Consider the following 24,224-nt stretch of genomic DNA (forward strand, 5'->3'; position numbering starts at 1 on the left):
ATACCCTGACATTCTGGAGTGCCCATATAAAAACAAAGCCCCGGCTAAAGAGCCAGGGCTTTGTCAGCAGTCTGAGGGCGACCGAAGTCGCCCTTTTTCTACAGCTGGAAAGGCTTAGTTGCCTTTGCCTTCCATCTGCTGCTTGATCAGATCACCGATGGTGGTCGGACCAGCTGCCAGCATTTCCTGCTTGCGCAGGTCCTGGATGGCTTCTTTCTCGTCTTCTACGTCTTTCGCCTTGATAGACAGGCTGATGACGCGGCTCTTGCGGTCGATGCTGATGATCTTGGCTTCGACGCTGTCGCCTTCGTTCAGAACGTTGCGAGCATCTTCAACGCGGTCACGGCTGATTTCGGAGGCTTTCAGAGTGCCTTCGATGTCATCGGCCAGGGTGATTACTGCGCCCTTGGCGTCAACTTCCTTGACGGTACCGGTGATGATGGTGCCTTTCTCGTTCAGGGAAACGAAGTTGGAGAACGGATCGTCTTCCAGCTGCTTGACGCCCAGGGAGATACGCTCACGCTCCGGATCAACAGACAGGATGACAGTCTCGATCTCGTCGCCTTTCTTGAAGCGACGTACCGCTTCTTCGCCAGCTTCGTTCCAGGAGATGTCGGACAGGTGAACCAGACCGTCGATGCCGCCATCCAGACCGATGAAGATACCGAAGTCGGTGATGGACTTGATGGAACCGGAGATCTTGTCGCCCTTGTTGAACTTGCTGGAGAACTCTTCCCACGGGTTCATCTTGCACTGCTTGATCCCCAGGGAGATACGACGACGGTCTTCGTCGATGTCCAGAACCATAACTTCCACTTCGTCGCCAACGTTGACAACCTTGGACGGGTGGATGTTCTTGTTGGTCCAGTCCATTTCGGAAACGTGAACCAGGCCTTCAACGCCTTCTTCCAGCTCGGCGAAGCAGCCGTAGTCGGTCAGGTTGGTGACCTTGGCGGTAACGCGAGTGCCTTCCGGATAACGACCGGTGATAGCAACCCACGGATCTTCGCCCAGTTGCTTCAGACCCAGAGAAACGCGGTTGCGCTCGCGGTCGAACTTCAGGACCTTGACGTCGATCTCGTCGCCAACGTTGACGATCTCGGACGGATGCTTGATACGCTTCCACGCCATGTCGGTAATGTGCAGCAGGCCATCGACGCCGCCCAGGTCGACGAACGCACCGTAATCGGTGAGGTTCTTGACGATACCCTTGACGACTTGACCTTCCTGCAGGGTTTCCAGCAGGGCTTCGCGCTCGGCGGAGTTCTCGGCTTCCAGGACAGCACGACGGGAAACGACAACGTTGTTGCGCTTCTGGTCCAGCTTGATGACCTTGAATTCCAGTTCCTTGTTTTCCAGGTGGGTGGTGTCACGTACGGGACGTACGTCAACCAGCGAGCCCGGCAGGAACGCACGGATGGTGTTGACGTCGACGGTAAAGCCACCTTTGACCTTGCCGTTGATGACGCCCTTGACGACTTCTTCTGCAGCGAAAGCAGCTTCGAGGACCTTCCACGATTCGGCGCGCTTGGCCTTCTCGCGGGACAGCTTGGTTTCACCGAAACCGTCTTCGACGGCATCCAGTGCAACGTGCACCTCATCACCCACAGCGATGGTCAGTTCGCCCTGTTCGTCCAGGAACTGATCACGCGGGATAACACCCTCTGATTTCAGACCGGCGTGAACGGTGACCCAGTCGGAGTCGATGTCCACAACGATACCAGTGATGATGGAGCCCGGCTCCATATCAAGGGTTTTTAGGCTTTCTTCAAAAAGTTCGGCAAAGCTTTCGCTCATTTGGAATCCTGTAAATTAAGTATAAAGGCAGCTACCGCTCAGCCGCTCAAGAGCGCGCCGTGCAGCCACTTACCCGCCACGCCACCAGCTTGCGTGGGTTGATGGTATCAATGCTCTTTCCGGTTTCGCTGGTTGCCCGGATAGAGCAGCCTGATCAGTTCAGCAGATCGCGTTGTTGCGCTTCCTGATGAACCATTTCAAGTACCTCTTCGATGCTCATTTTGGTGGAATCGATCTGGATAGCATCAGCAGCTGGCCGCAGGGGCGCGATGCTACGATTCATGTCCCGATCATCCCGCGCAACAATCTCATCGAGAAGACTCGCCAGATTAGCAGTTTCACCCTTTTCGAGCAACTGCCTATGACGTCTGCCTGCCCGTTCTTCTGCGCTGGCAGTCAGAAAAACCTTCAATTGGGCATCGGCAAAAACCACGGTACCCATATCGCGACCATCGGCCACCAGGCCCGGCGCTTCGCGAAAGGCGCGCTGGCGCTGCAGCAGCGCAGCTCGCACCGCCGGCAAGGCGGCGACCTGGGAAGCGCCGGCGCCAACGGTTTCGGTGCGAATGGCCCGGGTTACTTCTTCGCCTTCAAGAATGATGTGCTGCTCGCGCGCGTCGTGGCCCGCGACGAACTGCACGTCCAGGTGGGCTGCGAGCGCTTCCAGCGCCTCTTCATTGGTCAACGCCACGCCGTGGTTGTGCGCCGCGAATGCAAGTAGCCGATACAGCGCGCCGGAATCGAGCAGATTCCAACCCAGTCGACTGGCCAGCAAACCGGCGATGGTGCCCTTCCCCGACCCGCCCGGGCCGTCGATGGTGATCACCGGGATAGCTTGTTCAGTCACGCGTTCTCCTCCAGACGGACCTGCATGCCGACGCTTTGCGCCAGGCCGACAAAGTCCGGGAATGATGTCGCCACATTGGCGCAGTCATTGATTTGAATATCGCCTGCAGCGCGCAACGCAGCGACCGCAAACGACATGGCGATACGGTGATCCCCGTGGCTCTCTACGCTGCCACCACCGATGGCGCTACCCTCGATGATAATGCCATCAGGAGTGGGCTCAGCTTTCACACCCAGCGTGATAAGGCCGTCGGCCATGACCTGGATACGGTCGGACTCTTTGACCCGCAACTCTTCCGCACCACGCAACACCGTACGCCCTTCAGCACAGGCCGCAGCCACGAAAAGTACTGGGAATTCGTCAATCGCCAGCGGCACCTGATCCACCGGGATATCAATTCCCTTCAGCGGAGCATAGCGCACCCGTATGTCAGCGACCGGCTCACCGCCTACTTCGCGCTCGTTGGTCAGCTCAATATTGCCGCCCATTTCCCGCAGGATGTTGATGACGCCAATACGCGTGGGGTTGATACCCACGTGCTCAAGCAGCAGATCGGCGCCTTCGCAGATGCTGGCAGCCACCATGAAGAAGGCAGCCGAGGAAATATCCGCCGGTACGTCGATCTTGCAGGCCTTCAAGGTGTGACCAGACTCGATGGTCACAGTAGCGCCGTCGACCTTGACCGGGTAACCAAAGCCCTTGAGCATGCGCTCGGTGTGATCGCGCGTGGGCGCTGGCTCGGTGACCGAGGTGGTGCCCGACGCATAGAGCCCGGCCAGCAGGACACAGGATTTCACCTGGGCACTGGCCATTGGCATGCTGTAATCCATACCCATCAACCGCCCTGCCCCGCCGATGCGCAGGGGCGGCCGACCCTCGTCACCGGTTTCAATCTGGGCGCCCATTTCGCGCAGTGGCTTGGCCACGCGCCCCATCGGGCGCTTGGACAGCGAAGCGTCGCCGGTCAGCACGGTATCAAAGGTCTGGCCGGCCAACAGACCGGAGAGCAGCCGCATCGAGGTGCCCGAGTTACCCAGGTACAGGGACCCGGGCGGTGCCTGCAAGCCGTGCAACCCCACACCGTTGATGGTGACGCGCCCATGGTTCGGGCCTTCGATCACCACGCCCATGTCGCGAAATGCCTGCAGCGTAGCCAGGCTGTCTTCACCTTCCAGGAAACCTTCTACCTCGGTCACGCCTTCAGCCAGCGAACCCAGCATGATGGAGCGGTGGGAGATGGACTTGTCGCCGGGCACGCGAATCTGGCCCTGCACCTTGCCGCCGGGACTGGCGACGAAATTGATGGATTTAGTCTGCATAGGTTCCATATAAGCCCGACGGGCCAAAATAGTACTGAAATGCTCGCGCGCCGACTTGGCCCGGGTGAACACGCCCAAAAGGGTGTTGGCATCCCGGCTTTCGACGGCTTCGCGCAAGCGGCTCAAATCCTGAGTAAAGGCGTCCAGGCTGCGTAATACCGCTTCCCGATTGGCCAGAAACACATCACGCCACATCACCGGATCGCTCGCCGCGATGCGAGTGAAATCCCTGAATCCACCGGCGGCGTAGCGGAAAATTTCCAGATTTTCATTACGTCCGGCCAGCGTATCAACCAGCGAAAACGCCAACAGGTGCGGCAGATGGCTGGTGGCGGCCAATACTTCGTCGTGATCAGCCACGCTCATCAGCTCGACATCGGCCTGCAACGCCAGCCAGCATTGTTGCACTGTAGTCAGCGCTTGCTCGCTGGTGCTGTTCAGCGGCGTCAATATCACCTTGTGATGTTTGAACAGATCCGCGCGAGCAGCCTCGACCCCGCTCTTCTCCGAGCCGGCAATAGGATGGCCCGGTACAAAGTTGCCCGGCACCTCACCGAATACCTCTTCCACCGCTTTGACTACTGCGCCCTTGGTGCTGCCGACATCGGTGATCACCGCGCTGTGCTGCGGCATAGCTGCAAGCCGCTCCAGCACGGTGCGCATACCCAGCACCGGTACGGCGAGCATAATTACATCGGCGCCTTCTACCGCCTCGGCCAGATCGGCGGCAACTCGATCTACTACACCCAGCGGCACCGCCTGACGACGCGCCACCGGGTCCAGATCGCAACCCACCACCTCGGTGCACAAACCGCTCTGGCGCATGCCCTTGGCAAAGGAGCCACCAATCAGTCCGAGCCCGACCACCGCCAGACGCCCGATTGTGGGAGCCCTTGATGACATGGCCGTTACATCAACCACGGAGCATCACCACTTTAAGCACATCCAGAAAACGCTGATTCTCTTCCGGCAGGCCGACGCTCACGCGCAGGTGGTTGGGCATACCGTAGTTGGCCACCGGCCGTACAATCACGCCCTCACGCAACAGCGCCTGGAACACCGGCGCGGCCTCGCGCCCAAGGTCGATAGCCAGGAAGTTGCCGCGCGAAGGTATCCAGCCAAGCCCCATTGCCGCGCAGCCATCCTCCAGTTGCTGCATGCCGAGCCGGTTGATGCGCCGACTTTCGATCAGATAGGCCTCATCCTGAAGAGCGGCCAGAGCCGCTGCCAGCGCCAGGCTGTTGACATTGAACGGCTGGCGCACCCGGTTTAGCGCATCGGCAATCTGCGGACTGGAAACGCCATAGCCCACGCGCAACGCAGCCAGCCCGTAGGCCTTGGAGAAGGTGCGCGATACCAGCAGATTGGGATACTGCGTCAGATAGTCCATACCATTGGGCACGTCGTCGGTCTCGACGTATTCGGTATAGGCCTCATCCAGCACGACTATGACCTGCTCCGGCACCTTGGCGAGAAAAGCTTCAAGCTCGTCGCGCTCGATCCAGGTCCCGGTCGGGTTGTTGGGGTTGGCGATAAAGATCAGCCGGGTCGCTTCGGTAATGGCGTCTGCCATGGCAACCAGATCATGCCCCCAGTTCTTCGCCGGAACGGATACCGCCCTGGCGCCCACCGCCTGGGTGACAATCGGATAAACAGCAAAGGCATGATCACTGAAAACCACTTCATGCTCAGGCCCGACAAAGGCGCGGGTCACCAGCTCCAGAATATCGTTGGAACCGTTGCCCAGCGTAATACCGGCAGTATCCACACCCAGTCTGACCGACAGCGCCTGTTTGAGGGCAAAGCCGTTACCATCGGGATAGCGCGTCAACTCGGCAACAGCCGCCGCGAGGGCCGCCTTGACCGCCGGACTGGGGCCCAGCGGGTTCTCGTTGCTGGCCAGTTTGACAATATCCTGAGCACGCAACCCGAACTCGCGGGCCAGCTCTTCTACCGGCTTGCCAGGAACGTAAGGGGATAGCTTTTGTACGCCTGGGCGAGCCAGAGCGAGGAAATCACAGGTCATAACACAAGCCTCAAGCTACAAGCGCCAAGCTTCAAGTCACACCAGGCCGCAGTTGCTTGCAGCTTGAGGCTTGCAGCTTGGCGCCGACGATTTAGAGCACCGCTTTCGGGTAGGACCCCAGCACCTTCAGTGCCACCGAGTCATCGTTGATTTTCTCCAGCACGTCACGAATCAGCGGGTCGTGTTGATGGCCGAAGAAGTCGATGAAGAACACGTAGGTCCATTTACCGCTGCGCGACGGGCGGGTTTCAATCCGACTCAGATCGATGCCGTTGGAGTGGAACGGCTGCAGCAGCTGATGCAAAGCGCCCGGCTTGTTGCGCATGGAGACGATGACCGAGGTCTTGTCGTCGCCGGTGGGCGGTACTGTCTGGTTGCCGATGATCAGGAATCGGGTGGAATTGTCCGGCCGATCCTCGATCTTTTCTGCAAGCTTGGTCAGGCCGTACAGCTCGGCCGCCATGTCGCCGGCAATGGCCGCAGAATTCCATTCACCCTTGACCCGCTTGGCCGCCTCGGCATTGCTGGCCACAGCCACGCGCTCGACGTTCGGGTAATGTGCGTCTAGCCATTTGCGGCATTGTGCCAGCGACTGGGAGTGCGAATACACTCGGGATATCTTGTCGGCGCGGGTATTTTCGCCCACCAACAGATGGTGGTGAATACGCAGTTCCACTTCACCACAGATGACCATGTCGTGTTCAAGGAAGCTGTCGAGCGTATGGTTGATAGCGCCCTCGGTCGAGTTCTCCACCGGCACCACACCAAACTGCACGGCGCCCGCTGCGACCTCGCGGAAGATTTCGTCAATCGCGGCCATAGGCACGCTGATCACCGAGTGGCCAAAGTGCTTGAGCGCGGCAGCCTGGGTGAAAGTGCCTTCTGGACCCAGGTAGGCCACGCGCAACGGCTCTTCCAGCGCCAGGCAGGCCGACATGATCTCGCGAAACAGGCGCGCCATCTCTTCGTTATCGAGCGGACCCTGGTTCAGCTCCATGATGTGCTTGAGCACCCAGGCTTCACGCTCGGGACGGTAAAACACCGGCTTGGCGTCAGCCGGCAGCGACTTCTGCTTTACCTGGGCTACGGTTTGCGCGCAGGCGGCTCGCTCGCTGATCAGGCCGAGAATCTTCTCGTCAATGGTATCGATACGCTTGCGCAGCGCCTTCAACTGGTCTTCATCTGACATGGAAATCAACCGTGCTGCTGTTCGAACTCGGCCATGTAGGCCACCAGTGCATCCACCGCCGCTTCAGGCACGGCGTTATAGATGGACGCGCGCATACCGCCAACTGATCTGTGGCCTTTGAGGTTCAGCAGACCGCGCTCTTCGGCGCCGGCCAGGAACGGCTTATCCAGACGATCGTCCGCCAAGCGGAACGGAATGTTCATCCAGGAGCGATCAGCCAGGTTGATCGGGTTGCTGTACAACTCGCTGGCATCAATTGCTGCATACAGCTTGCGCTGTTTGGCGTCATTGATGCGTTTCATGGCATCCAGACCGCCCTGCTCCTTGAGCCAGCTGAAGATCAGGCCGGACAGGTACCAGGCGAAGGTTGGCGGCGTGTTGTACATGGAGTCATTCTGCGCGGCTACAGCGTAATCCAGCATGGTCGGGCAGCTGGAGCGAGCCTTGCCGAGCAGATCTTCACGAATGATGACCACTACCAGACCACTGGGGCCGATGTTCTTCTGCGCGCCGGCGTAGATCATGCCGAACTGCGATACATCCACGGGGCGCGACAGGATGGTCGAAGACATATCTGCCACCAGCGGCACGTCACCGGTCTGCGGTACCCAGTTGAATTCCAGACCGCCAATGGTTTCATTGGGGCAGTAATGTACGTAGGCGGCGTCTTGCGACAGCTGCCACTCGTTCTGCCCGGGGATGGCGAAGTAGTCATAAGCCTTGGCACTGCCGGCGACGTTAACCGCGCCAAAGCGCGACGCTTCCTCGATAGCCTTGCGCGACCAGATACCGGTGTCTATATAGTCGGCGCTGCCGCCCTCGGGCATCAGGTTCAGCGGAATCTGCGCAAACTGCTGACTGGCGCCACCCTGCAAAAACAAGACCTTGTAGTTGTCGGGGATCAGCAGCAGATCACGCAGATCCTGCTCTGCGGTTTGCGCGACACTGACGAATTCGTCACTACGGTGACTCATTTCCATCACCGACAGCCCCTTGCCCTGCCAATCAAGCAGTTCGGCCTGGGCCCGCTGAAGTACGGCTTCCGGCAACGCCGCCGGGCCCGCGCAGAAATTGAACAGACGCTTACTCACGATTACTCCTGATCATCCAGAGATTGCTGATCATCCAAGGGTTGCTGCTCTTCATCATCCTGCGCGTCATCATTGGCCGCAGGCTCCACCGGCAGAGGATTACCCTCTTCATCCAGCTCGACCGCTGCTTCCAGCTCCTCTTCCGAGGGCTCCTGAACGCGCTCCAGGCCTACCAGCTTTTCGTCTGACGCCAGACGAATCAGCATCACGCCCTGGGTATTACGTGACAGGCAGGAGACCTCGCTGACGCGGGTGCGCACCAGGGTGCCCTGATCGGAGATCAACATGATTTCTTCGCCGTCTACCACCTGCACTGCGCCGACCAACGGCCCGTTGCGCTCGTTGGAGACCATGGCGATGACGCCCTGGCCGCCGCGCTTGTACTGCGGGAAGTCTTCAACTGCGGTGCGCTTGCCGAAGCCACGCGCCGAGGCGGTGAGAATCTGAGTGCCGGCTTCGGCAATCAGCATGGACACCAGACGCTGACCTTCGGCCAGACGCATGCCGCGCACACCGCGGGCAGTACGGCCCATGGCGCGCACGTCGGTTTCCTTGAAGCGGGTAACCTTGCCGCCGTCGGAGAACAGCATGATCTCGCGCTCGCCGTTGGTCAGCGCGGCGGAAATCAGAGTGTCACCTTCATCCAGATCCAGCGCGATCAGACCCACGCTGCGCTGACGGCTGAACTGCTCCAGCGGCGTCTTCTTCACGGTGCCGTTGGCGGTGGCCATGAAGATGAACCAGCCTTCGGTGTATTCGTCGACCGGTAGCATGGTGGAGATGAACTCACCCTCCTCCAGCGGCAGCAGATTCACCAGCGGCCGGCCACGCGCGGTACGTGACGCCTCGGGTATCTCATAAGTCTTGAGCCAGTAAACCTTGCCGCGGCTGGAGAACAGCAGCAACGTGGTGTGACTGTGTGCGACCAGCAGATGCGAAACGTAGTCTTCATCCTTGACGCCGGTTGCCGCCTTGCCGCGGCCGCCACGGCGCTGCGCCTGGTAATCGGCCAGCGGCTGGCTCTTGGCGTAACCACCGTGAGAGATGGTCACCACGCGGTCTTCTTCGGTAATCAGGTCGGCAATGGTCAGATCCATGCGCGAGGCCACGATCTCGGTACGCCGGGCGTCGCCGTAGTTGTCGCGAATCTGTTCAAGCTCCTCGACAATGACTTCCATCAGACGCACTTCGCTGTTGAGAATGCGCAGCAGCTCACCGATCTGGGTCAGAATCTCCTGATACTCGCTGAGCAGCTTCTCGTGTTCCAGGCCGGTCAGACGGTGCAGGCGCAACTCGAGAATCGCCTGAGCCTGCTCGGGTGACAGGTAGTACTTTCCTTCACGCAGACCGTACTGCTCGTCCAGACCATCCGGGCGGCAGGATTCTGCACCGGCGCGTTCGACCATCTCGACTACCGCACCCGGCTCCCAGGCCTTGGCGATCAGCGCCACCTTGGCGTCAGCCGGGGTGGGCGACTTCTTGATCAGCTCGATCACCGGATCGATGTTTGAGAGCGCGACGGCCTGGCCTTCCAGAATGTGGCCACGCTCGCGTGCCTTGCGCAGCTCGTAAACGGTACGTCGAGTCACCACTTCGCGGCGGTGACGCACGAAGGCATCGAGCAGTTCTTTCAGGTTGAGAATGCGCGGCTGGCCGTCGAGCAGACCGACGATATTGATACCAAACACGCCCTGCATCTGCGTTTGCTGATACAGGTTGTTAAGTACTACTTCGGCCACTTCGCCCCGACGCAGCTCGATGACCACGCGCATGCCGTCCTTGTCGGACTCATCGCGCAGCTCGGAAATACCTTCGATCTTCTTCTCTTTTACCAGCTCGGCGATTTTCTCGATCAGCCGCGCCTTGTTCAACTGGTATGGCAGCTCATGAATGATGATCTGCTGACGGCCACCGACCTTGTCGATATCCTGAATTTCGCAACGGGCGCGCACATAAATACGACCACGGCCAGTCTTGTAGGCTTCAACAATACCGGCGCGGCCGTTGATGATGCCCGCGGTGGGGAAATCGGGACCGGGAATGTATTCCATCAGATCATCGATGGTCATGTCCGGATTGGCAATCAGCGCCAGACAGCCATTGACCACTTCGGTCAGGTTATGCGGCGGAATATTGGTCGCCATGCCCACGGCGATACCGCTGGAGCCGTTGATCAGCAGGTTCGGCACCTTGGTAGGCAACACGGCCGGAATCTGTTCGGTGCCGTCATAGTTGGGCACCCAGTCGACGGTTTCCTTGTCCAGGTCGGCCAGCAGCTCGTGGGCCAGCTTGGTCATGCGGATTTCGGTATATCGCATAGCGGCGGCGTTGTCGCCGTCGACCGAACCGAAGTTGCCCTGGCCATCAACCAGCAGATAGCGCAGCGAAAACGGCTGCGCCATACGGACGATGGTGTCGTACACGGCAGAGTCACCATGCGGGTGATACTTACCGATCACGTCACCGACCACACGAGCCGACTTCTTGTAGGGCTTGTTCCAGTCGTTGTTCAGCTCGCTCATGGCGAACAGCACACGACGGTGCACGGGCTTGAGGCCGTCGCGCACATCCGGCAACGCCCGCCCGACGATCACGCTCATGGCGTAATCCAGGTAGGACTGCTTCAACTCGTCTTCAATACTGACTGGAAGGATTTCTTTGGCCAGTTCACCCATGAAACGGCATTCCTTTTATTGTCGGCAACTCATTGATGCCAATAGCATTATTCAAGCGCACAAGGGGGATGGCAACGCTGGCCCGCGAAGGCTGCGGCGATTTGGCCGCGACGCCGCTCTATCCGCCCGATCAAAGCCGCACAGGATACCACAGACGAGACATGGGAGGGAGGGATTAACCAGCAGTAGAAAAGGCCCCTGAGGCGCGCTCAGGGGCCTACTGACTCAATGCAGACGCCGATGACTGACCAGATCCGCCAGCTTGCGCCCATCCGGACGTTCGACCGCACCCTTTTCGGTCACGATCACATCGATGAGATCAGCGGGAGTCACGTCGAAAATGGTGTTATTTACCGCTACACCGGTATCAATGTTGCGCTCACCCAGGCGCAGCAGCTCACGGCTGGAGCGTTGTTCCAACGGCTGGTCGTCGCCCACTTCCAAAGCAAGGTCGACGCAGGTGGTGGGGGCCACCACCATAAAACGCAGGCCATGGTGCATAGCGAGCACCGCCAGAGCGTAGGTACCCATCTTGCAGATGGCGTCGCCGTTGGCGGCAATGCGGTCCGCCGCCACCACAACCCAGGCGATATTCTGGTTCTTCATCAGATGGGCGGCCGCACTGTCGACATGCAGCTGCGCGGGAATGCCGGCCTGCGCCAATTCCCAGGCAGTAAGCCGCGACCCCTGCAACCAGGGCCGGGTTTCGCTGACATACACCTCATCCACCAGGCCGGCCTCATGGGCAGCGCGCACCACCCCCAAGGCGCTGCCGTAACCGCCACTGCCCAGGGCACCGGCATTGCCGTGCACCATGATTTTCTGCGCCTTCTTCTGCCTGCGTCCGATCATCTGCATGCCCAGCCGCGCCATGCTGCGGTTGGCTTCGCGGTCGCTGTCATGCACGGCAATGGCCGCCTGCAGCAACCGGGCGGGCACATCGAGTTGGACTGGTAGAGGGTGCAGGGTTTGACGCAGCGTCTGGCGCAAGGTTTCGCGCATGATGTCCAACGCCCAGGAAAGGCTGCGGGCAGTTGGGCGCGTTTGCTCCAACATGGCAAAGTCGGCTGCCAGCGCGGCCTCCCAGTCATCACTGGTCTCCACGGCCATGGCCGCAAGCACGACGCCGTAGGCGGCGGCAATGCCGATGGCCGAGGCACCACGCACCGTCATGCAGGTGATGGCTTCGGCCACGTCCACCGCGCTGCTGCATTCACGATAGACAATCAGGTCCGGCAGGCGGCGTTGATCCAGCACGCGCAGGCGGCGATTGCCGACCCATTTGATCGCCTCCAGCGAGACCTGCTCACTGATTACGGATTCCGGCTGCAGCATAGCGAGCTCCCCTTATTATGATCCACCCCGGCGATACAACTGCTCGTTCTCTTCGCAATTCTTTTGCAACCCACTCGCAACACTCTCTCGCGCCAGCCTTCGCCGCAACCGACCCAATCAGCTTGATCGAGCCTGCTCTGCGGCATTGTGGTAGCGCTTATTCCACTGCACGCTCCTCTTGCCTAAGGTTATACTCCCGACCATGAAACAACACGAACTTGAGATAAACAGCCTGCCCGATGAACTCGACCTGCTGATCCTGCCTCGCTGGATAGTGCCGGTCGTGCCGCGCGGCCAGATTCTGGAACAGCACGCTCTGGCAGTGCATCAGGGCCGGATAGTGGCGCTGCTGCCCGTCGAGCAGACAACTGAACTGAAGGTCCGCGAGCGCTGCGAGCTACCCAACCACCTGCTGATCCCCGGCCTGGTCAACGCCCATGGACATGCGGCCATGAGCCTGTTCCGCGGGCTGGCTGACGATTTGCCGCTGATGACCTGGCTTACTGATCATATATGGCCAGCCGAGGGCCGCTGGGTCAATGCCGATTTTGTGCGCCTGGGCACCGACCTGGCGATTGCCGAGATGCTGCGCGGCGGCACCACCTGTTTTTCAGACATGTATTTCTACCCGGAAGTTGCCGCGGCAGCAGCGATGGACGCGGGGATGCGAGCACAACTGGCCTTCCCGGTTATCGACTCGCCCATCCCGGGCGCCCGCGACAGCGCCGAGGCCATCGCCAAGGGTCTGAAGCTGCACGATGAAAGCCGGCACAGCGGCCTTATCACTGTCGCCTTTGGTCCCCACGCGCCCTACACCGTAGGCGATGAGACCCTGACCCGCGTACGCACGCTGGCCGATGAGCTCGAACTGCCGATTCACATGCACGTACATGAAACCGCCTTTGAAGTGGAGGAAGCCGTACGCCTGACCGGCATGCGACCCCTGCAGCGCCTGCAACGCCTGGGCTTGCTCAGCCCTCGATTGCAGGCCGTGCATGTCACGCAGGTGAATGACGACGACCTCACGCTGCTCGGCGACTACGGCGTGCAATTGATTCACTGCCCTGAATCCAACATGAAGCTGGCCAGCGGCGCCATGCCCGTGCAGCGCCTGCTGGATGCACAGGTCAACGTGGCGCTGGGCACCGATGGCGCCGCCAGCAACAACGACCTGGACATGCTCGGCGAGATGCGCAGCGCCGCCCTGCTGGCCAAGCTGACCGCTGGCGACCCCACCGCGCTGGACGCCCACGCGGCGCTACACATGGCAACGCTGGCGGGCGCACAGGCGCTGGGCCTGAGCGACGACATTGGCTCTCTGGAAGTGGGCAAGGCGGCAGATATCGCCGCCATCGACCTTTCCGGCCTGGCCCAGCAGCCGGATCACGAGCCGGTCTCGCAACTGCTGTACACCTGTAACGCTGCCCAGGTTTCCGATGTCTGGGTAGCCGGCAAACACAAGCTGCGGGCAGGGAAACTCTGCTCTCTGGACACGGGTCCGATGCTGCAGCAGGCCAGCGAGCTGGCCACCCGCATTCGCAAAGGGGATACACATGAGTCTTAACGTTGATCGCGCCGAAATTGCCAAGTTCGAGGCGCTGGCCAGTCGCTGGTGGGATCGCAACAGCGAGTTCAAGCCCTTGCACGAAATCAATCCACTGCGCACCAACTGGATTGATGAGCGCGTGGCACTGGCCGGCAAGGAAGTACTGGATGTTGGCTGCGGCGGCGGCATTCTGGCCGAAGCCATGGCGCAGCGTGGTGCGACCGTGACCGGCATTGATATGGGCGAGGCGCCCCTCTCGGTGGCGCGCCTGCATCAACTGGAATCCGGTGTCGCGGTCGATTACGCGCAGAGCACCGCAGAAGAGTTTGCCGAACTGCACGCCGGCCGATTTGACGTGGTGACCTGTCTGGAAATGCTCGAACATGTGCCCGATCCTGGCTCGGTTATTCGCGCCTGCGCCAAACTGGTCAAACCCGGTGGTCATGTATTCTTCTCGACCATCAATCGCAACCCCAAATCCTTCCTCTTTGCCATCGTCGGCGCAGAATATGTGCTGCGGATGCTGCCACGCGGCACGCACGAGTTTGCCAAGTTCATCCGCCCGGCCGAGCTGGGTGGCTGGTCACGCGAGGCTGGCCTCAACCTGCTCGACATGACCGGCCTGACCTTCAACCCCATCACCAAGACCTACAAGCTGGAAAGCAACGTCGACGTCAACTACATGGTGCATTGCCAGCGCGGGGCACAGGCCTGATGCTCAACAGCGTTCTGTTCGATCTGGACGGCACCCTGCTGGACACCGTAGACGACTTCATGGCCATTATCGACGCCATGTTGCACGAGCACGGCCGCCCGGAGATCGACGCCAAGCTGGTCCGCAGCCAGGTATCCGATGGTTCAATTGGCATGCTCTGTTCGGCCTTTGCCGTGCGTCCCGATGAAGAGGGCTTTGATGCGCTGCGCGAAGATTTTCTGCAGCGCTACGCTCAGCAGTTGGGTAGCCACACCCACCCCTTTCCAGGCATACCGCAACTGCTCGACTGGCTGGACGCAGAAGGCTTGCCCTGGGGAGTGGTCACCAACAAGATGAGCCGCTTCAGCATTCCGCTACTGGAAACCATGGGCCTGGCCGAACGCTGCGCCAGCCTGGTCTGTCCGGACCAGGTCAGCCGCGGCAAGCCACACGCCGAGCCGGTACTCAAGGCTTGCGCAGAACTGGGCGTAGACCCGGCCGGCTGCGTCTTTGTCGGCGACCATCTGCGTGACATACAGGCCGGCCGCGCCGCAGGAACCGCAACGGTCGCAGCCCTCTATGGCTATATTCCCGCCGGCGATGACCCGGACAGCTGGCAAGCCACTTACAGCATCAAGAATGTCGCCGCGCTCCGCCCCTGGCTGGAGATGCGCCGCATAACGGAGACTCTGCATGTTTGACTATACCGCCCCCGCCGACCTGCTCAAGGATAGGGTCATTCTCATCACCGGGGCTGGCGACGGCATTGGCCGTGCCTGCGCGCTCAGCTGCGCCGCCCATGGCGCCACGGTGGTACTGGTGGGCCGCACGTTGAGCAAGCTCGAAGCCGTGTACGACGAAATCGAGGCTGCAGGCCACCCGCAACCTGCGCTCTGCCCGCTCAACCTGGAAACCGCGCTGGAAAAGGACTACGAAGACCTGGCAGACCAATTATTTGACACCTTCGGCAAACTGGACGGACTGGTGCATAACGCCGCTGAGCTGGGTCCGCGTACGCTGATGGATACAGTCAAGGCAGACGCCTGGCTGAAAGTCATGCAGGTCAACGTGAACGCGCCCTTCCTGCTGACCAAGACCATGATGCCGCTGCTGCGCGCCGCACCCGATGCCTCGGTGGTATTGCTCTCATCCAGCGTCGGCCGCAAGGGTCGCGCCTACTGGGGCCCCTATGCGGTCAGCAAGTTTGCCGTGGAAGGCCTGATGCAGACTCTTGCAGACGAGCAGGACGGCACCAGCGAGATCCGCGTCAACAGCCTGAACCCCGGCGCTACCCGTACCAAGATGCGCGCCAAAGCCTACCCCAACGAGCCGAAAGAGAATAATCCGGAACCCAGCAGCATCATGCCAGCGTTTCTCTATCTTTTGGGTCCGGACAGTCGGGGCACTAACGGCCAAGCGCTGGACGCTCAGTAGCCAAGTTATTGGCGCGGCCGGGCCCAGACCGGCAATATCACAAAAAGGGGCGGCAATATTTTGCCGCCCCTTTTGTTTTCTGAATGACATCAAAAGGCAAGCCATTGAATAAAAAGGATTTTAAATAATGGCACATTGATTGCTTAGATCCATGCATAAGATCTCCAAGCAGGAATCGCCATGATGCATGTGCAGGGAAACACCATCGACTTTGACACCGCCCGCGCCAAACTCGGCACCGCCGAGACAACGGCCAGCGCTCGGCGCAAGATTGCCAAACTGGGCGAGCAATTCGACAAGGTGCAGTTGCAACTGCTACACAGCCTGCAGACCTCTCTGGACGTGGAACAGGTTCTTGGATTGTTTTTCAATGGCGTGCAGCAGCTGCTGCAAGTAGATGGCCTGGAATACCGCCACAATGCAGAGCCTTCGGCGTGCCAACTGGGTCAGCCGGCAATGCATCGCTGCAGCTACCGCATCTCGCACGCCCGCAGCTATCTTGGGGAGCTGCAATTCAGCCGCCAACAGCGCTTCGGCGAGAACGAACTGCTGGCGATTGAAACCCTGCTCGGCACCCTCCTCTACCCATTACGCAACGCACTCATGTACCGTGACGCCCTGCGCGACGCGCTCAATGACAGCCTGACCGGCACCAGCAATCGGCTGGCGCTCAATCAGAATCTGGAGCGTGACATCCGCCAGAGCCAGCGCAGCCAGCAACCGCTGTCTCTGCTGGTGCTCGACATCGACCACTTCAAACAGGTCAACGACCGCTATGGCCACGCCTATGGCGACGCCGCACTCAAAGCAGTCGCCAATTGCATCACTGATTCGTTGCGTTCGGTAGACGGGTTATATCGCCTGGGCGGAGAAGAGTTTGTCGTACTACTCAACAGCACTTCCCTGGATGCCGCACGCATGGTTGCCGAGCGCATTCGCAAGTCGGTCGAAAACATGCAGTTCGAACTGGACAGCCAGCCAATCCCGCTGACCGTCAGCCTTGGGCTCGCCACTTTGCACGCCGACGATAACGCCAGTAGCCTGATCAACCGTGGCGATCACTTGATGTACGACGCCAAGCGTCTGGGCCGAAATCGGGTGTGTGTGGAGAGTTGATTGCAGCAGTCAGCACACCTGGCTACGCCTGACAGACATGGTGTTGGCACCTCTTGCCGCGCCAGCTATCCATACGCTGGCGCGCAGAGGCCCCTAGCGGCTTTCTTCCTCCTTTTCCTGGCTGCGATTCTGCCAGGGCCAGGCGCCGGTTAGCTCTACCTCAAGCGTGAAGCTCAAAAAGGTGCGCACCAGAACAATCATCGCCAACACACCAACCGACTCGTAGGTCAGATCCACAGCGACAGTAAAAATGATATCTGCCGCAATCAGGAACTCAAGCCCAAGCAATATTCCACGCCCCAAGCGCTGCCGCACCTCGCGGTACACTCCCTCCGCATCGTATCCCTTCAGCACGTGAATGATGGCGACGACAATTGAATACACTGCGGTGAACGCAATAATGCTCAGGCCGAGCATTTCAATCACACCGACCGTCATTTCTGCCAAATGGATGACCCAGTCTCTCATTGGTTCTCTCGAGCTATATCCCGAACTTGAAGATAACAGGGCGCCAGTGGTTTGGCTGATGAAGCCGAGTTTGCCCTGTACCCATTAAATGCCTGGCCAGCATAACCTTTGTCGAACGGCAGGCGCCAATATCGAGTCTGCAACTCAGCAATGGCATATGTCTGGTTTCAATTGCCTCTTATTTCAATGCTTTCACTCAGCGCCTTCCAGCGCGGCAATACCTCTTCCGGCGGCGGGGTGAAGTCTGTCAGATCATCAATGCCCTTCTGGAAGGTGAACACCTGCACAGCCACCAGTGGGCTCATCATGCCGCCGGTTTTTGCCAACCCAAACCAGCCGCGCTCCTGTTCACCTGAATCAGGTTTGGGATCAAGCCGCCAACCGTCCATTCCTGCCAAGTGAGGGCCGATATAGGTTGGCTCCACAAAGCGTTTAAAAGTCCACTTTTGGGCATCGTAGCCGGGGTAATAGTCGGTATCGTAGGTGCCTGTTTTTGGGTGTGTATCCCAAGGATCGTTGGCGGAGGCCGTGACAATGCTGAATACCACGTTGGGAGTAGCGGTGAAGCGCAGGCTGTTTTTGACGGAGTAGTGGGCTTTGCCATCATCGGCAATAAAACCGTAGGGGATGCATACACCGCTTTCATCCGGCACCTCGTAAAGCTCACGTGGCCGAAAACGCGACATCATATCCAGCATGGCTTCTTTACCCTTGCCCTGAGCGTAGGCTGTACGCATAAAAAAGGCGTACACACGATTATTACGGTAAATGTAGGCTTCGTCGGGGGCTGAAGCCGAGCCTACAAAGTAGGCGTCGGGAATGCCGAGGTCGTGGACTGTAGGAAGGGCAAGAGCTATCTGCTCTTCAAGTTTTTTCATTTGCTCTCTCTTTTCTTCAATATCCTCCACGGAATAATTTTCACGTTCAAATCGCTTCAATATTCTCTTATCTGTTTCCAAATCTTCTTTTAACTGATCCTGATACAAGACGCTGGTGCCTCGTCGATAACCATAAACATCGTCAAGCATGGACCTATCCACTTCATCGCTGACGTAGATGACCGCGCCGAACTCACCGTAGGTAGCATTGTCACCATCAGCCCCTACCTTTAAACCAAAACCATGCCCTCCTCCTTGTGATATGCGGAGGGTGTAGCCCTTAGAGAAGGTGGCCCACTCGATACTTTCTGGTACGACGAAGTTCATCCGTCCTAAGCATTCTTGACGTGTCACCTCAGCTATTGTGTATTGTGAGATTAAAAGAAGGACGGAGCCAATAAACGGCACTACGGCTTTCATCGAGGTTAGCATCATTAGGCTTGCTCTCGTCGAGTGTTGGTGGTTCCAAAAGCGGGAAGTTGTTCTTCTTGCATGAGCTTGGCAACAGCTTTCAAATTAAGCCCTGAGTCATTGTTCTCACCACGGGTCCAATCAATGGGCAATCGGCATATAAAGCCTTGTACGCCTTTTGGCGCTGAATAAGCCAAAGGAATTTTTTGACCTGCTGAGCGCCAGAAGTGCCTTTCATAAGGCATTGGCCCGGCTAAATCTCCACCTTTTCCCGGCTCATTTAGATCGCGATAAGCCCATGTGGGCCAAACCGACGCAGCGATACCATTTGGATGTTGCGATAGGTTTGGCGATGTCCCGATTTGCGCCTTACTTTTATTTCTAGGAATGAAGTCAAAAACAGTTTCAAATTGTCTTGTGTTTTCACTTGAAACTGTCTGAATTGCTCTCCAAGTACTTTCCGCCGCTGGCGTATTCCAGCACCCAAACAGCTCATGGGCTGGCTGGACGAGTGTTTTGCCGGTCAGGCTCATCCCAAAATGCTTTTTCCATAAAGCGACCCGTAATTCGTAGACTGCTTTTCCTACCTGACAGGGAGTGATACCGTCGAGCGCGACATTAATTGGGGTACTGTCCCTTACGACTACAGCCAACTCGGAGTCTCTAGAGCCTAGCAAGCTGCGATCATTGATATTAGCGCTACCGAGAATGGCTATTCGATCATCGGCAATTAGCAGTTTGCTGTGCACATATATCTGCTCCGTCACCACCTTGCCTGAAAGTTCACCCCAGGTACGCAGGTTCAACAATGTGAGGTATTTGCTCCAATCTTGCTGCTCAAATAGTGGGCGATTGGACCTTGGATCAATATTATTCATGCGCTTGGCTGCAGCTTCTGGGCTATCACCTCGGTCAATAAAAGCCCGTAAAGCCATGTGGCGCTGAATATTCTTGATCAAACTTTTCTCGCCAAATACCAGGCTCTGCATGGTTAGGTGAATCTGATGCATGATATTCGGTGTATTCAATGTACCTTCAGGGTGCACAGGTAAGACCATGTAGACATGGAAAGGATTACCCTCATCTATTGCCTTGCTTATCCTCGACGCGAGGGCGCTACCAATTGTGTTAGCTATGTGATCCTGCGGTGCACTTAGGAAATCGGTGACCCAGCCCTGGGCATTGACACCGAGCATGGCAAACATTTGCTCGATGAAGCGGTTACTTTCTTCATCTGCATTGCGAGCGATGGCATCTATTTCCAGCCAATCAAGTTCCCATACGTCTTTCGCTTCCAACGCTTCTGCTAACCGTACACGAGTTACAAAATCTTGGCGCAGTGTGCGAGGGTCGCGCAGGCTTGCCATAGGGCCTGACATCCGTAAAAAAGGGTAAAGCTCTCCATCTTCGCCAAAGTCGCTCTGAAAAAACTGATTCTCGATATAGATGAAATGCTGTGCGCTAGAGATGGCTTGCAGCATTGCGTCCTTGCAGTTGGCTTGCACACCGCTGCTGGTAAAACCCGGCATGGCGGGTAAATTAACATTCGCTTGCTGCCGCCCCCGTTGCTCCTGTTGTTGCATGTTGTTTGCAGCGCTACGCAGCACCTGAACGCTCATGCCTTTAGGTTTTATTTCAGGATAGACAGGCAACTGTTCCGCCTTGTTTATCCACACAGGTGGTGCCTGCTTAAAATCGAGTTTGATGAGGTTGTTGGCATCAAGGAAATGATGTAAACGCGCAGCACGCAGCAACTGATTGATCCAGGTTGCAATCGTATTCAACGCCTTTTTTACTATAGCGGTGTCTTGGAAAGGGGGGCTGTTGGCCAAGTAGGCTTGTTGGCTATTCCAGCGATCAATAAAATTTCGGGACAAATCGTAGACCGATGGGCCTTCGATACGACAATGCACATCCTGCCATGGCATGCGTGGTTGGTCAGGTGCGAGGCAACTGTTGTCGGCAGAGGCGAGCGGCTGTGGATATTCAAGCAGGTAGGGAAATGCCTCCTCGTTGCTGGCAGCCTGCGCTTGTAAAAGGCCATGCAAGTGCCAGAAGACGCTGGTCGCCAGCTCTGAAACGGGCTGTATTACGCTTCCGGGCATCGTGTTGTAGCCACCGTTGAACAGCGCGGCGAAGGATCTGCCAATGTCTGTTCCATAAGTCCACTGAGCTATCAGGTAGCTGCTTTTTACGCGCAAGGATTCGGTTATATTCCCCCCAGTGAGCTTTAGCTGGGTTAGCCAGCGCTGAATTTGTTCGCGTAACTCAGGGTCTATCTCGAAGTCATCCAGACTGGCTTCTATGAGGTTGGATATGGAGCGGATGTTGTGCTCCAAAACCTTATATTTCATCTCGGTAATTGCCGTGCTTAACCCAGCGACAGCGTCCTGAGCACGGTCTACGCCGTCTATCACTGACTGCAGTACTGGGCTGCGGGGGCTGGAAAAAAAGTCGATCACGTAGTTGAAACTGTTAAGTACTTCCGCCCGACTTGGAGTCGGACCACCTAGCGATGCTTTTGACAAGTCCAGCAGTGTCGCCATGATCAAACCGTTGCGACTTACATGATCCTCTATTTCCATCCAGCCCAGCTGAGGAATGCAGGGGTTGCGAGCATCGTTCCCTTTTCGGCTGGTCGCATCAAGGCTGAAGTTGTTGTCGTCCCGTCTTCCGTAGGCCAGATCGATGCCGCCTACATAACCAACAAGGTTATCGATTACTACACTCTTTTGATGGTGCGAGAAGGCTACGCCAAGCCCCCCCATATCACTCTGCTGGGTAGCGGGTACGCAGAATGCTCGGGGCCCACTTTGCAACCCGGCATTAAGCTGAAACATAGCCAGCATGGTATCTACGTCGAAGGTGCCCAAGCTGCCCGACGGGCTAAGCCACGGAGCGACATACACGCGCAGCTGAGATTCTCTGGTAAGTGCTTGATGCAAGCATTGCCAGAGCGTTCTTCGGCCATCGAGCAGAACATCATAATTTATCTGCCAGCCAGTGATAAAAATCGTTTTCTTTGCTGCATCGATGGCTGAAGCCACATCTTTAAAATAGTCCTCGCCAGTGGTAAAGAAACGTACTTCATTGCCACTGCGTTTAGGCGCGAATGTAGATTCACTGGAAATAAAATAATCAGGTGCGGAGTACGCGGCATGTGCTTTGCCATCGTTGCTATTGATCTGATTTATTTGCTTCGCTCGCATGCCGTTATACGCGTTGTTATTTGTCATGAACGATCAATCCTTTGATTTCAAATGGGCGTAAACGTCAGTGTCCCAACCGCTGTCCTGCCTGCTGCGCTCGATGACTAGCGAGTTAACTGCACCGTGTCTGCCGTTTGTGGGCTCACAATAATCAAGTGCAGCCAAGGCGATGCTTTCTGCGTCCCAGTTATCTTTTTCGACGTGAAGGCTCAATGCTACCCGCTGGCCGGGATAACAGAGCCAGAGGTTTTTTGGATTACTGCAATAGGCTTTTGAAACCTGTTTTTGCTGTTCCGCATCCAGTAATACCTTGCCTTGTTCATCTGTCTTGCCTTGAAACAACAGGGTGGTTTCACCTTGCATTATTTGCCATGGCGTTTGTGCTAGCGGAAATCCGTCTTCGCCGGGTACGTCCATAAGCTTCATATTGAACATGTATTCGCGAGGCTCTTCGGCAGTGTACGGCTGAGTCGGGTTCGGCTTGGCTAAGTCGAGCAAGTTGCCAGCAGTGTCGAAGTTGGCAGGTTGCGGAATGAGCGGCTGCAGTATGGCGATCCCTGCACCCGCGCCCGCCCCACCACCCGAATTGATCTTGATCCCCGCCCCGCCCAGGCTGACGCCGCTGGGGTCGAGTTTGAGGAAGGAGCCGCCGCCTTTGGCGGTGAGCTCCATGCCGGCGTCTATGACGACCTTGTCGCCGGCGTGGTAGTGGATTTCGTTGCCTGCCTGGGTCAGTTGGCTGTCACCGAGTTTGACGTGCTGGCTGGTGCCCACGGTGAGATGGTCGTTGGCTTTGACTTCGGTTTTGCGGTCAGCGTGGGTGGTGCGGTGTTCTTCGGCTTTGAACTCGCTGTAGCTGTTGGCTTCGACGGTGTCGTGGCGTTCGTTGCCGACGCGGATGGTCTGGTTATGTTCGATGCTCTCGTCCCAGTCCTTCTGCGCGTGCAGGTAGATCTGTTCTTCGCCCTTTTTGTCCTCAATGCGCAGTTCGTTGTAGCCGTCGCCTCCGGGGCTGCTGAGAGTTTTGAACACGCTGCGGGTTTTGTGTGCCGGCAGCGGGTACGGGACTTCGTGTTCCTTGTGGTACAGGCAGCCGGTGACCAGCGGTTGGTCGGGGTCGCCTTCGAGGAATGAGATGAGTACTTCCATGCCCACTCTTGGGATGGCGATGCCGCCGTAGCGGTCGCCGGCCCAGCTGGAGGCAACGCGTAGCCAGCAACTGGTTTTGTCATCGGCTTGGCCCTCACGATCCCAGTGAAACTGCACCTTGATACGGCCGTATTGATCGCAGTGAATCTCTTCACCCTCGGGGCCGGTGACGACGGCGCTTTGGCTGCCGAGGACCCTGGGTTTCTTGTGGTCCAGCTGAGGGCGCCAGATGACTTGCCAGGGCGTGGCCTTGAAGTGATTGCGGTAGCCCTGGGTAAAACCATCACTTTTCGTTGTGTCGCTGGTGACGCCTTCTTCCAGCACCTGGGGTTGTTTGCCTTCGTGCTGGATTTCGGTCAGCAGCCAGAGGTCGTTCCAGTCGCCTCGCGGGTGACCGGTGAGCGGCATGAAGTGGCCAGTGCGTAGTTGTGGCTGATCGCTGCTGCCGTCGGCCAGTTGCTGTTCGGCGCGGTGGCGTTCGAGGGTGATCTGGCTGAGTTGTTTGCCGCGTTCGCGGTCGGTGAAGCGGCCGGGGTAGTTGTAGTCTTCGAGGTCGGGTTGGGGTTTGTTTTGTTCTTCTGCTGTGGCCTCACCTTTGTAGGCGGCTTCCATCAGCAGCCTTGGCTTTTCAAAGTCGTAGTCACGGCGGGTGACGCGGCTGGGGCGGGTTTCGACGCGCAGGCCGAAGCGTTTGACCACAGGTTGGTCGGCCACCAGACCGGTGCCCTGGCTGTAACCGATATTTTGTAGCTGCGGAAAGGCAGTCTGATCATCGCCGAAGACGATGATGTGGCCGGTTTCGCTGTGCTCAAAGTGGTAGTGCATACCCTCTTCTTCACACAGGCGCTGGACGAACTGCAGGTCGGTTTCGTCGTACTGGGTGCAGTAGTCGCGGGCCGGGTGGGTCTGGTTCAGTTGAAAGCGGTAGGCATCGCTCTGGATGCCGTGTTCTTCCAGCAGGCGGCTGATGATCTGCTGCGCGGTAAGGTGCTGGAAGATGCGTTGATTGGTGCGGTGCGCCAGGTAGCTTAATTGCGGGC

The 24,224-nt window shown here is 58.0% G+C and carries 17 protein-coding genes; 5 read left to right on the forward strand and 12 right to left on the reverse strand.

The genetic code is table 11. The annotated features are described in order from the left end of the window. Positions 1 to 114: 114 nt before the first annotated feature. From rpsA to mtnA, 8 genes are all read right to left on the reverse strand, one after another. Positions 115 to 1,797 (reverse strand): 30S ribosomal protein S1, encoded by a 1,683-nt coding sequence (gene rpsA, locus V7756_RS18430; RefSeq protein ID WP_335611670.1) that lies wholly within the window; start codon positions 1,795 to 1,797, stop codon positions 115 to 117. A 154-nt stretch (positions 1,798 to 1,951) separates the two neighbouring features. Further along, entirely contained in the window at positions 1,952 to 2,644 is a 693-nt protein-coding gene (cmk, locus tag V7756_RS18435; RefSeq protein WP_335611671.1) for a (d)CMP kinase, read from the reverse strand. Next, positions 2,641 to 4,884 (reverse strand): bifunctional prephenate dehydrogenase/3-phosphoshikimate 1-carboxyvinyltransferase, encoded by a 2,244-nt coding sequence (locus V7756_RS18440; RefSeq protein WP_335611672.1) that lies wholly within the window; start codon positions 4,882 to 4,884, stop codon positions 2,641 to 2,643. The genes cmk and V7756_RS18440 overlap by 4 nt, the downstream gene beginning before the upstream one ends. Continuing rightward, complete coding sequence (hisC, locus tag V7756_RS18445; protein ID WP_335611673.1) at positions 4,877 to 5,989, reverse strand: histidinol-phosphate transaminase; 1,113 nt, start codon at positions 5,987 to 5,989, stop codon at positions 4,877 to 4,879. Before hisC ends, V7756_RS18440 begins: the two co-directional genes overlap by 8 nt. A 91-nt stretch (positions 5,990 to 6,080) precedes the next feature. Continuing rightward, a complete protein-coding gene (gene pheA / locus V7756_RS18450) occupies positions 6,081 to 7,178 on the reverse strand; it encodes a prephenate dehydratase (RefSeq protein WP_335611674.1) in 1,098 nt (365 codons plus the stop codon). A 5-nt stretch (positions 7,179 to 7,183) separates the two neighbouring features. Then, positions 7,184 to 8,269: a 3-phosphoserine/phosphohydroxythreonine transaminase gene (serC, locus tag V7756_RS18455; RefSeq protein WP_335611675.1), complete on the reverse strand. Its 1,086-nt coding sequence runs from the start codon at positions 8,267 to 8,269 to the stop codon at positions 7,184 to 7,186. A 2-nt stretch (positions 8,270 to 8,271) separates the two neighbouring features. Continuing rightward, entirely contained in the window at positions 8,272 to 10,944 is a 2,673-nt protein-coding gene (gene gyrA / locus V7756_RS18460; RefSeq protein WP_335611676.1) for a DNA gyrase subunit A, read from the reverse strand. A gap of 225 nt (positions 10,945 to 11,169) precedes the next feature. After that, positions 11,170 to 12,276 carry an S-methyl-5-thioribose-1-phosphate isomerase gene (gene mtnA, locus V7756_RS18465; RefSeq protein ID WP_335611686.1) on the reverse strand — a complete coding sequence of 369 codons (1,107 nt, stop codon included), beginning with the start codon at positions 12,274 to 12,276 and terminating at the stop codon, positions 11,170 to 11,172. Between the two features lie 205 nt (positions 12,277 to 12,481). Here mtnA and V7756_RS18470 point away from each other — a divergent pair, with 205 nt between their 5' ends. From V7756_RS18470 to V7756_RS18490, 5 genes are all read left to right on the forward strand, one after another. Further along, positions 12,482 to 13,843 carry a TRZ/ATZ family hydrolase gene (locus V7756_RS18470; protein ID WP_335611677.1) on the forward strand — a complete coding sequence of 454 codons (1,362 nt, stop codon included), beginning with the start codon at positions 12,482 to 12,484 and terminating at the stop codon, positions 13,841 to 13,843. Further along, the gene (ubiG, locus tag V7756_RS18475; RefSeq protein WP_335611678.1) at positions 13,833 to 14,540 is read left to right on the forward strand and encodes a bifunctional 2-polyprenyl-6-hydroxyphenol methylase/3-demethylubiquinol 3-O-methyltransferase UbiG; all 708 of its coding nucleotides are present in this window, start codon (positions 13,833 to 13,835) and stop codon (positions 14,538 to 14,540) included. The genes V7756_RS18470 and ubiG overlap by 11 nt, the downstream gene beginning before the upstream one ends. Then, positions 14,540 to 15,220, forward strand: coding sequence for an HAD family hydrolase (locus V7756_RS18480; protein WP_335611679.1), 681 nt, complete (start codon positions 14,540 to 14,542; stop codon positions 15,218 to 15,220). The genes ubiG and V7756_RS18480 overlap by 1 nt, the downstream gene beginning before the upstream one ends. Then, positions 15,213 to 15,953: a YciK family oxidoreductase gene (locus tag V7756_RS18485; RefSeq protein ID WP_335611680.1), complete on the forward strand. Its 741-nt coding sequence runs from the start codon at positions 15,213 to 15,215 to the stop codon at positions 15,951 to 15,953. Before V7756_RS18480 ends, V7756_RS18485 begins: the two co-directional genes overlap by 8 nt. 180 nt (positions 15,954 to 16,133) lie before the next feature. After that, positions 16,134 to 17,069, forward strand: coding sequence for a GGDEF domain-containing protein (locus V7756_RS18490; RefSeq protein WP_335611681.1), 936 nt, complete (start codon positions 16,134 to 16,136; stop codon positions 17,067 to 17,069). Between the two features lie 93 nt (positions 17,070 to 17,162). Here the strand turns inward: V7756_RS18490 and V7756_RS18495 are convergent, their stop codons facing one another. The 4 genes from V7756_RS18495 to V7756_RS18510 form a co-directional block, all read right to left on the reverse strand. After that, the gene (locus V7756_RS18495; RefSeq protein WP_335611682.1) at positions 17,163 to 17,537 is read right to left on the reverse strand and encodes a DUF1622 domain-containing protein; all 375 of its coding nucleotides are present in this window, start codon (positions 17,535 to 17,537) and stop codon (positions 17,163 to 17,165) included. Positions 17,538 to 17,704: 167 nt separating this feature from the next. Beyond that, positions 17,705 to 18,835, reverse strand: coding sequence for a T6SS immunity protein Tli4 family protein (locus V7756_RS18500; RefSeq protein ID WP_335611683.1), 1,131 nt, complete (start codon positions 18,833 to 18,835; stop codon positions 17,705 to 17,707). 14 nt (positions 18,836 to 18,849) lie between these two features. Continuing rightward, positions 18,850 to 22,062 (reverse strand): phospholipase D-like domain-containing protein, encoded by a 3,213-nt coding sequence (locus tag V7756_RS18505; RefSeq protein WP_335611684.1) that lies wholly within the window; start codon positions 22,060 to 22,062, stop codon positions 18,850 to 18,852. A gap of 6 nt (positions 22,063 to 22,068) precedes the next feature. Then, positions 22,069 to 24,224, reverse strand: a 2,156-nt coding sequence (locus V7756_RS18510) for a type VI secretion system Vgr family protein (RefSeq protein WP_335611685.1), incomplete at its 5' end; no start/stop codon positions are given.

The sequence above is a fragment of the Halopseudomonas sp. genome (assembly GCF_036961105.1).
Taxonomy (GTDB): Bacteria; Pseudomonadota; Gammaproteobacteria; order Pseudomonadales; family Pseudomonadaceae; genus Halopseudomonas.

Bases quoted from the DNA above. Each gene is read 5' to 3' on its own strand.
- hisC (WP_335611673.1), bottom strand. From the start codon at position 5,989: ATGACCTGTGATTTCCTCGCTCTGGCTCGCCCAGGCGTACAAAAGCTA.
- V7756_RS18500 (WP_335611683.1), bottom strand. From the start codon at position 18,835: ATGAAAGCCGTAGTGCCGTTTATTGGCTCCGTCCTTCTTTTAATCTCA.
- V7756_RS18490 (WP_335611681.1), top strand. From the start codon at position 16,134: ATGATGCATGTGCAGGGAAACACCATCGACTTTGACACCGCCCGCGCC.
- V7756_RS18485 (WP_335611680.1), top strand. From the start codon at position 15,213: ATGTTTGACTATACCGCCCCCGCCGACCTGCTCAAGGATAGGGTCATT.
- ubiG (WP_335611678.1), top strand. From the start codon at position 13,833: ATGAGTCTTAACGTTGATCGCGCCGAAATTGCCAAGTTCGAGGCGCTG.
- rpsA (WP_335611670.1), bottom strand. From the start codon at position 1,797: ATGAGCGAAAGCTTTGCCGAACTTTTTGAAGAAAGCCTAAAAACCCTT.
- V7756_RS18505 (WP_335611684.1), bottom strand. From the start codon at position 22,062: ATGACAAATAACAACGCGTATAACGGCATGCGAGCGAAGCAAATAAAT.
- V7756_RS18470 (WP_335611677.1), top strand. From the start codon at position 12,482: ATGAAACAACACGAACTTGAGATAAACAGCCTGCCCGATGAACTCGAC.
- V7756_RS18480 (WP_335611679.1), top strand. From the start codon at position 14,540: ATGCTCAACAGCGTTCTGTTCGATCTGGACGGCACCCTGCTGGACACC.
- gyrA (WP_335611676.1), bottom strand. From the start codon at position 10,944: ATGGGTGAACTGGCCAAAGAAATCCTTCCAGTCAGTATTGAAGACGAG.
- V7756_RS18495 (WP_335611682.1), bottom strand. From the start codon at position 17,537: ATGAGAGACTGGGTCATCCATTTGGCAGAAATGACGGTCGGTGTGATT.
- pheA (WP_335611674.1), bottom strand. From the start codon at position 7,178: ATGTCAGATGAAGACCAGTTGAAGGCGCTGCGCAAGCGTATCGATACC.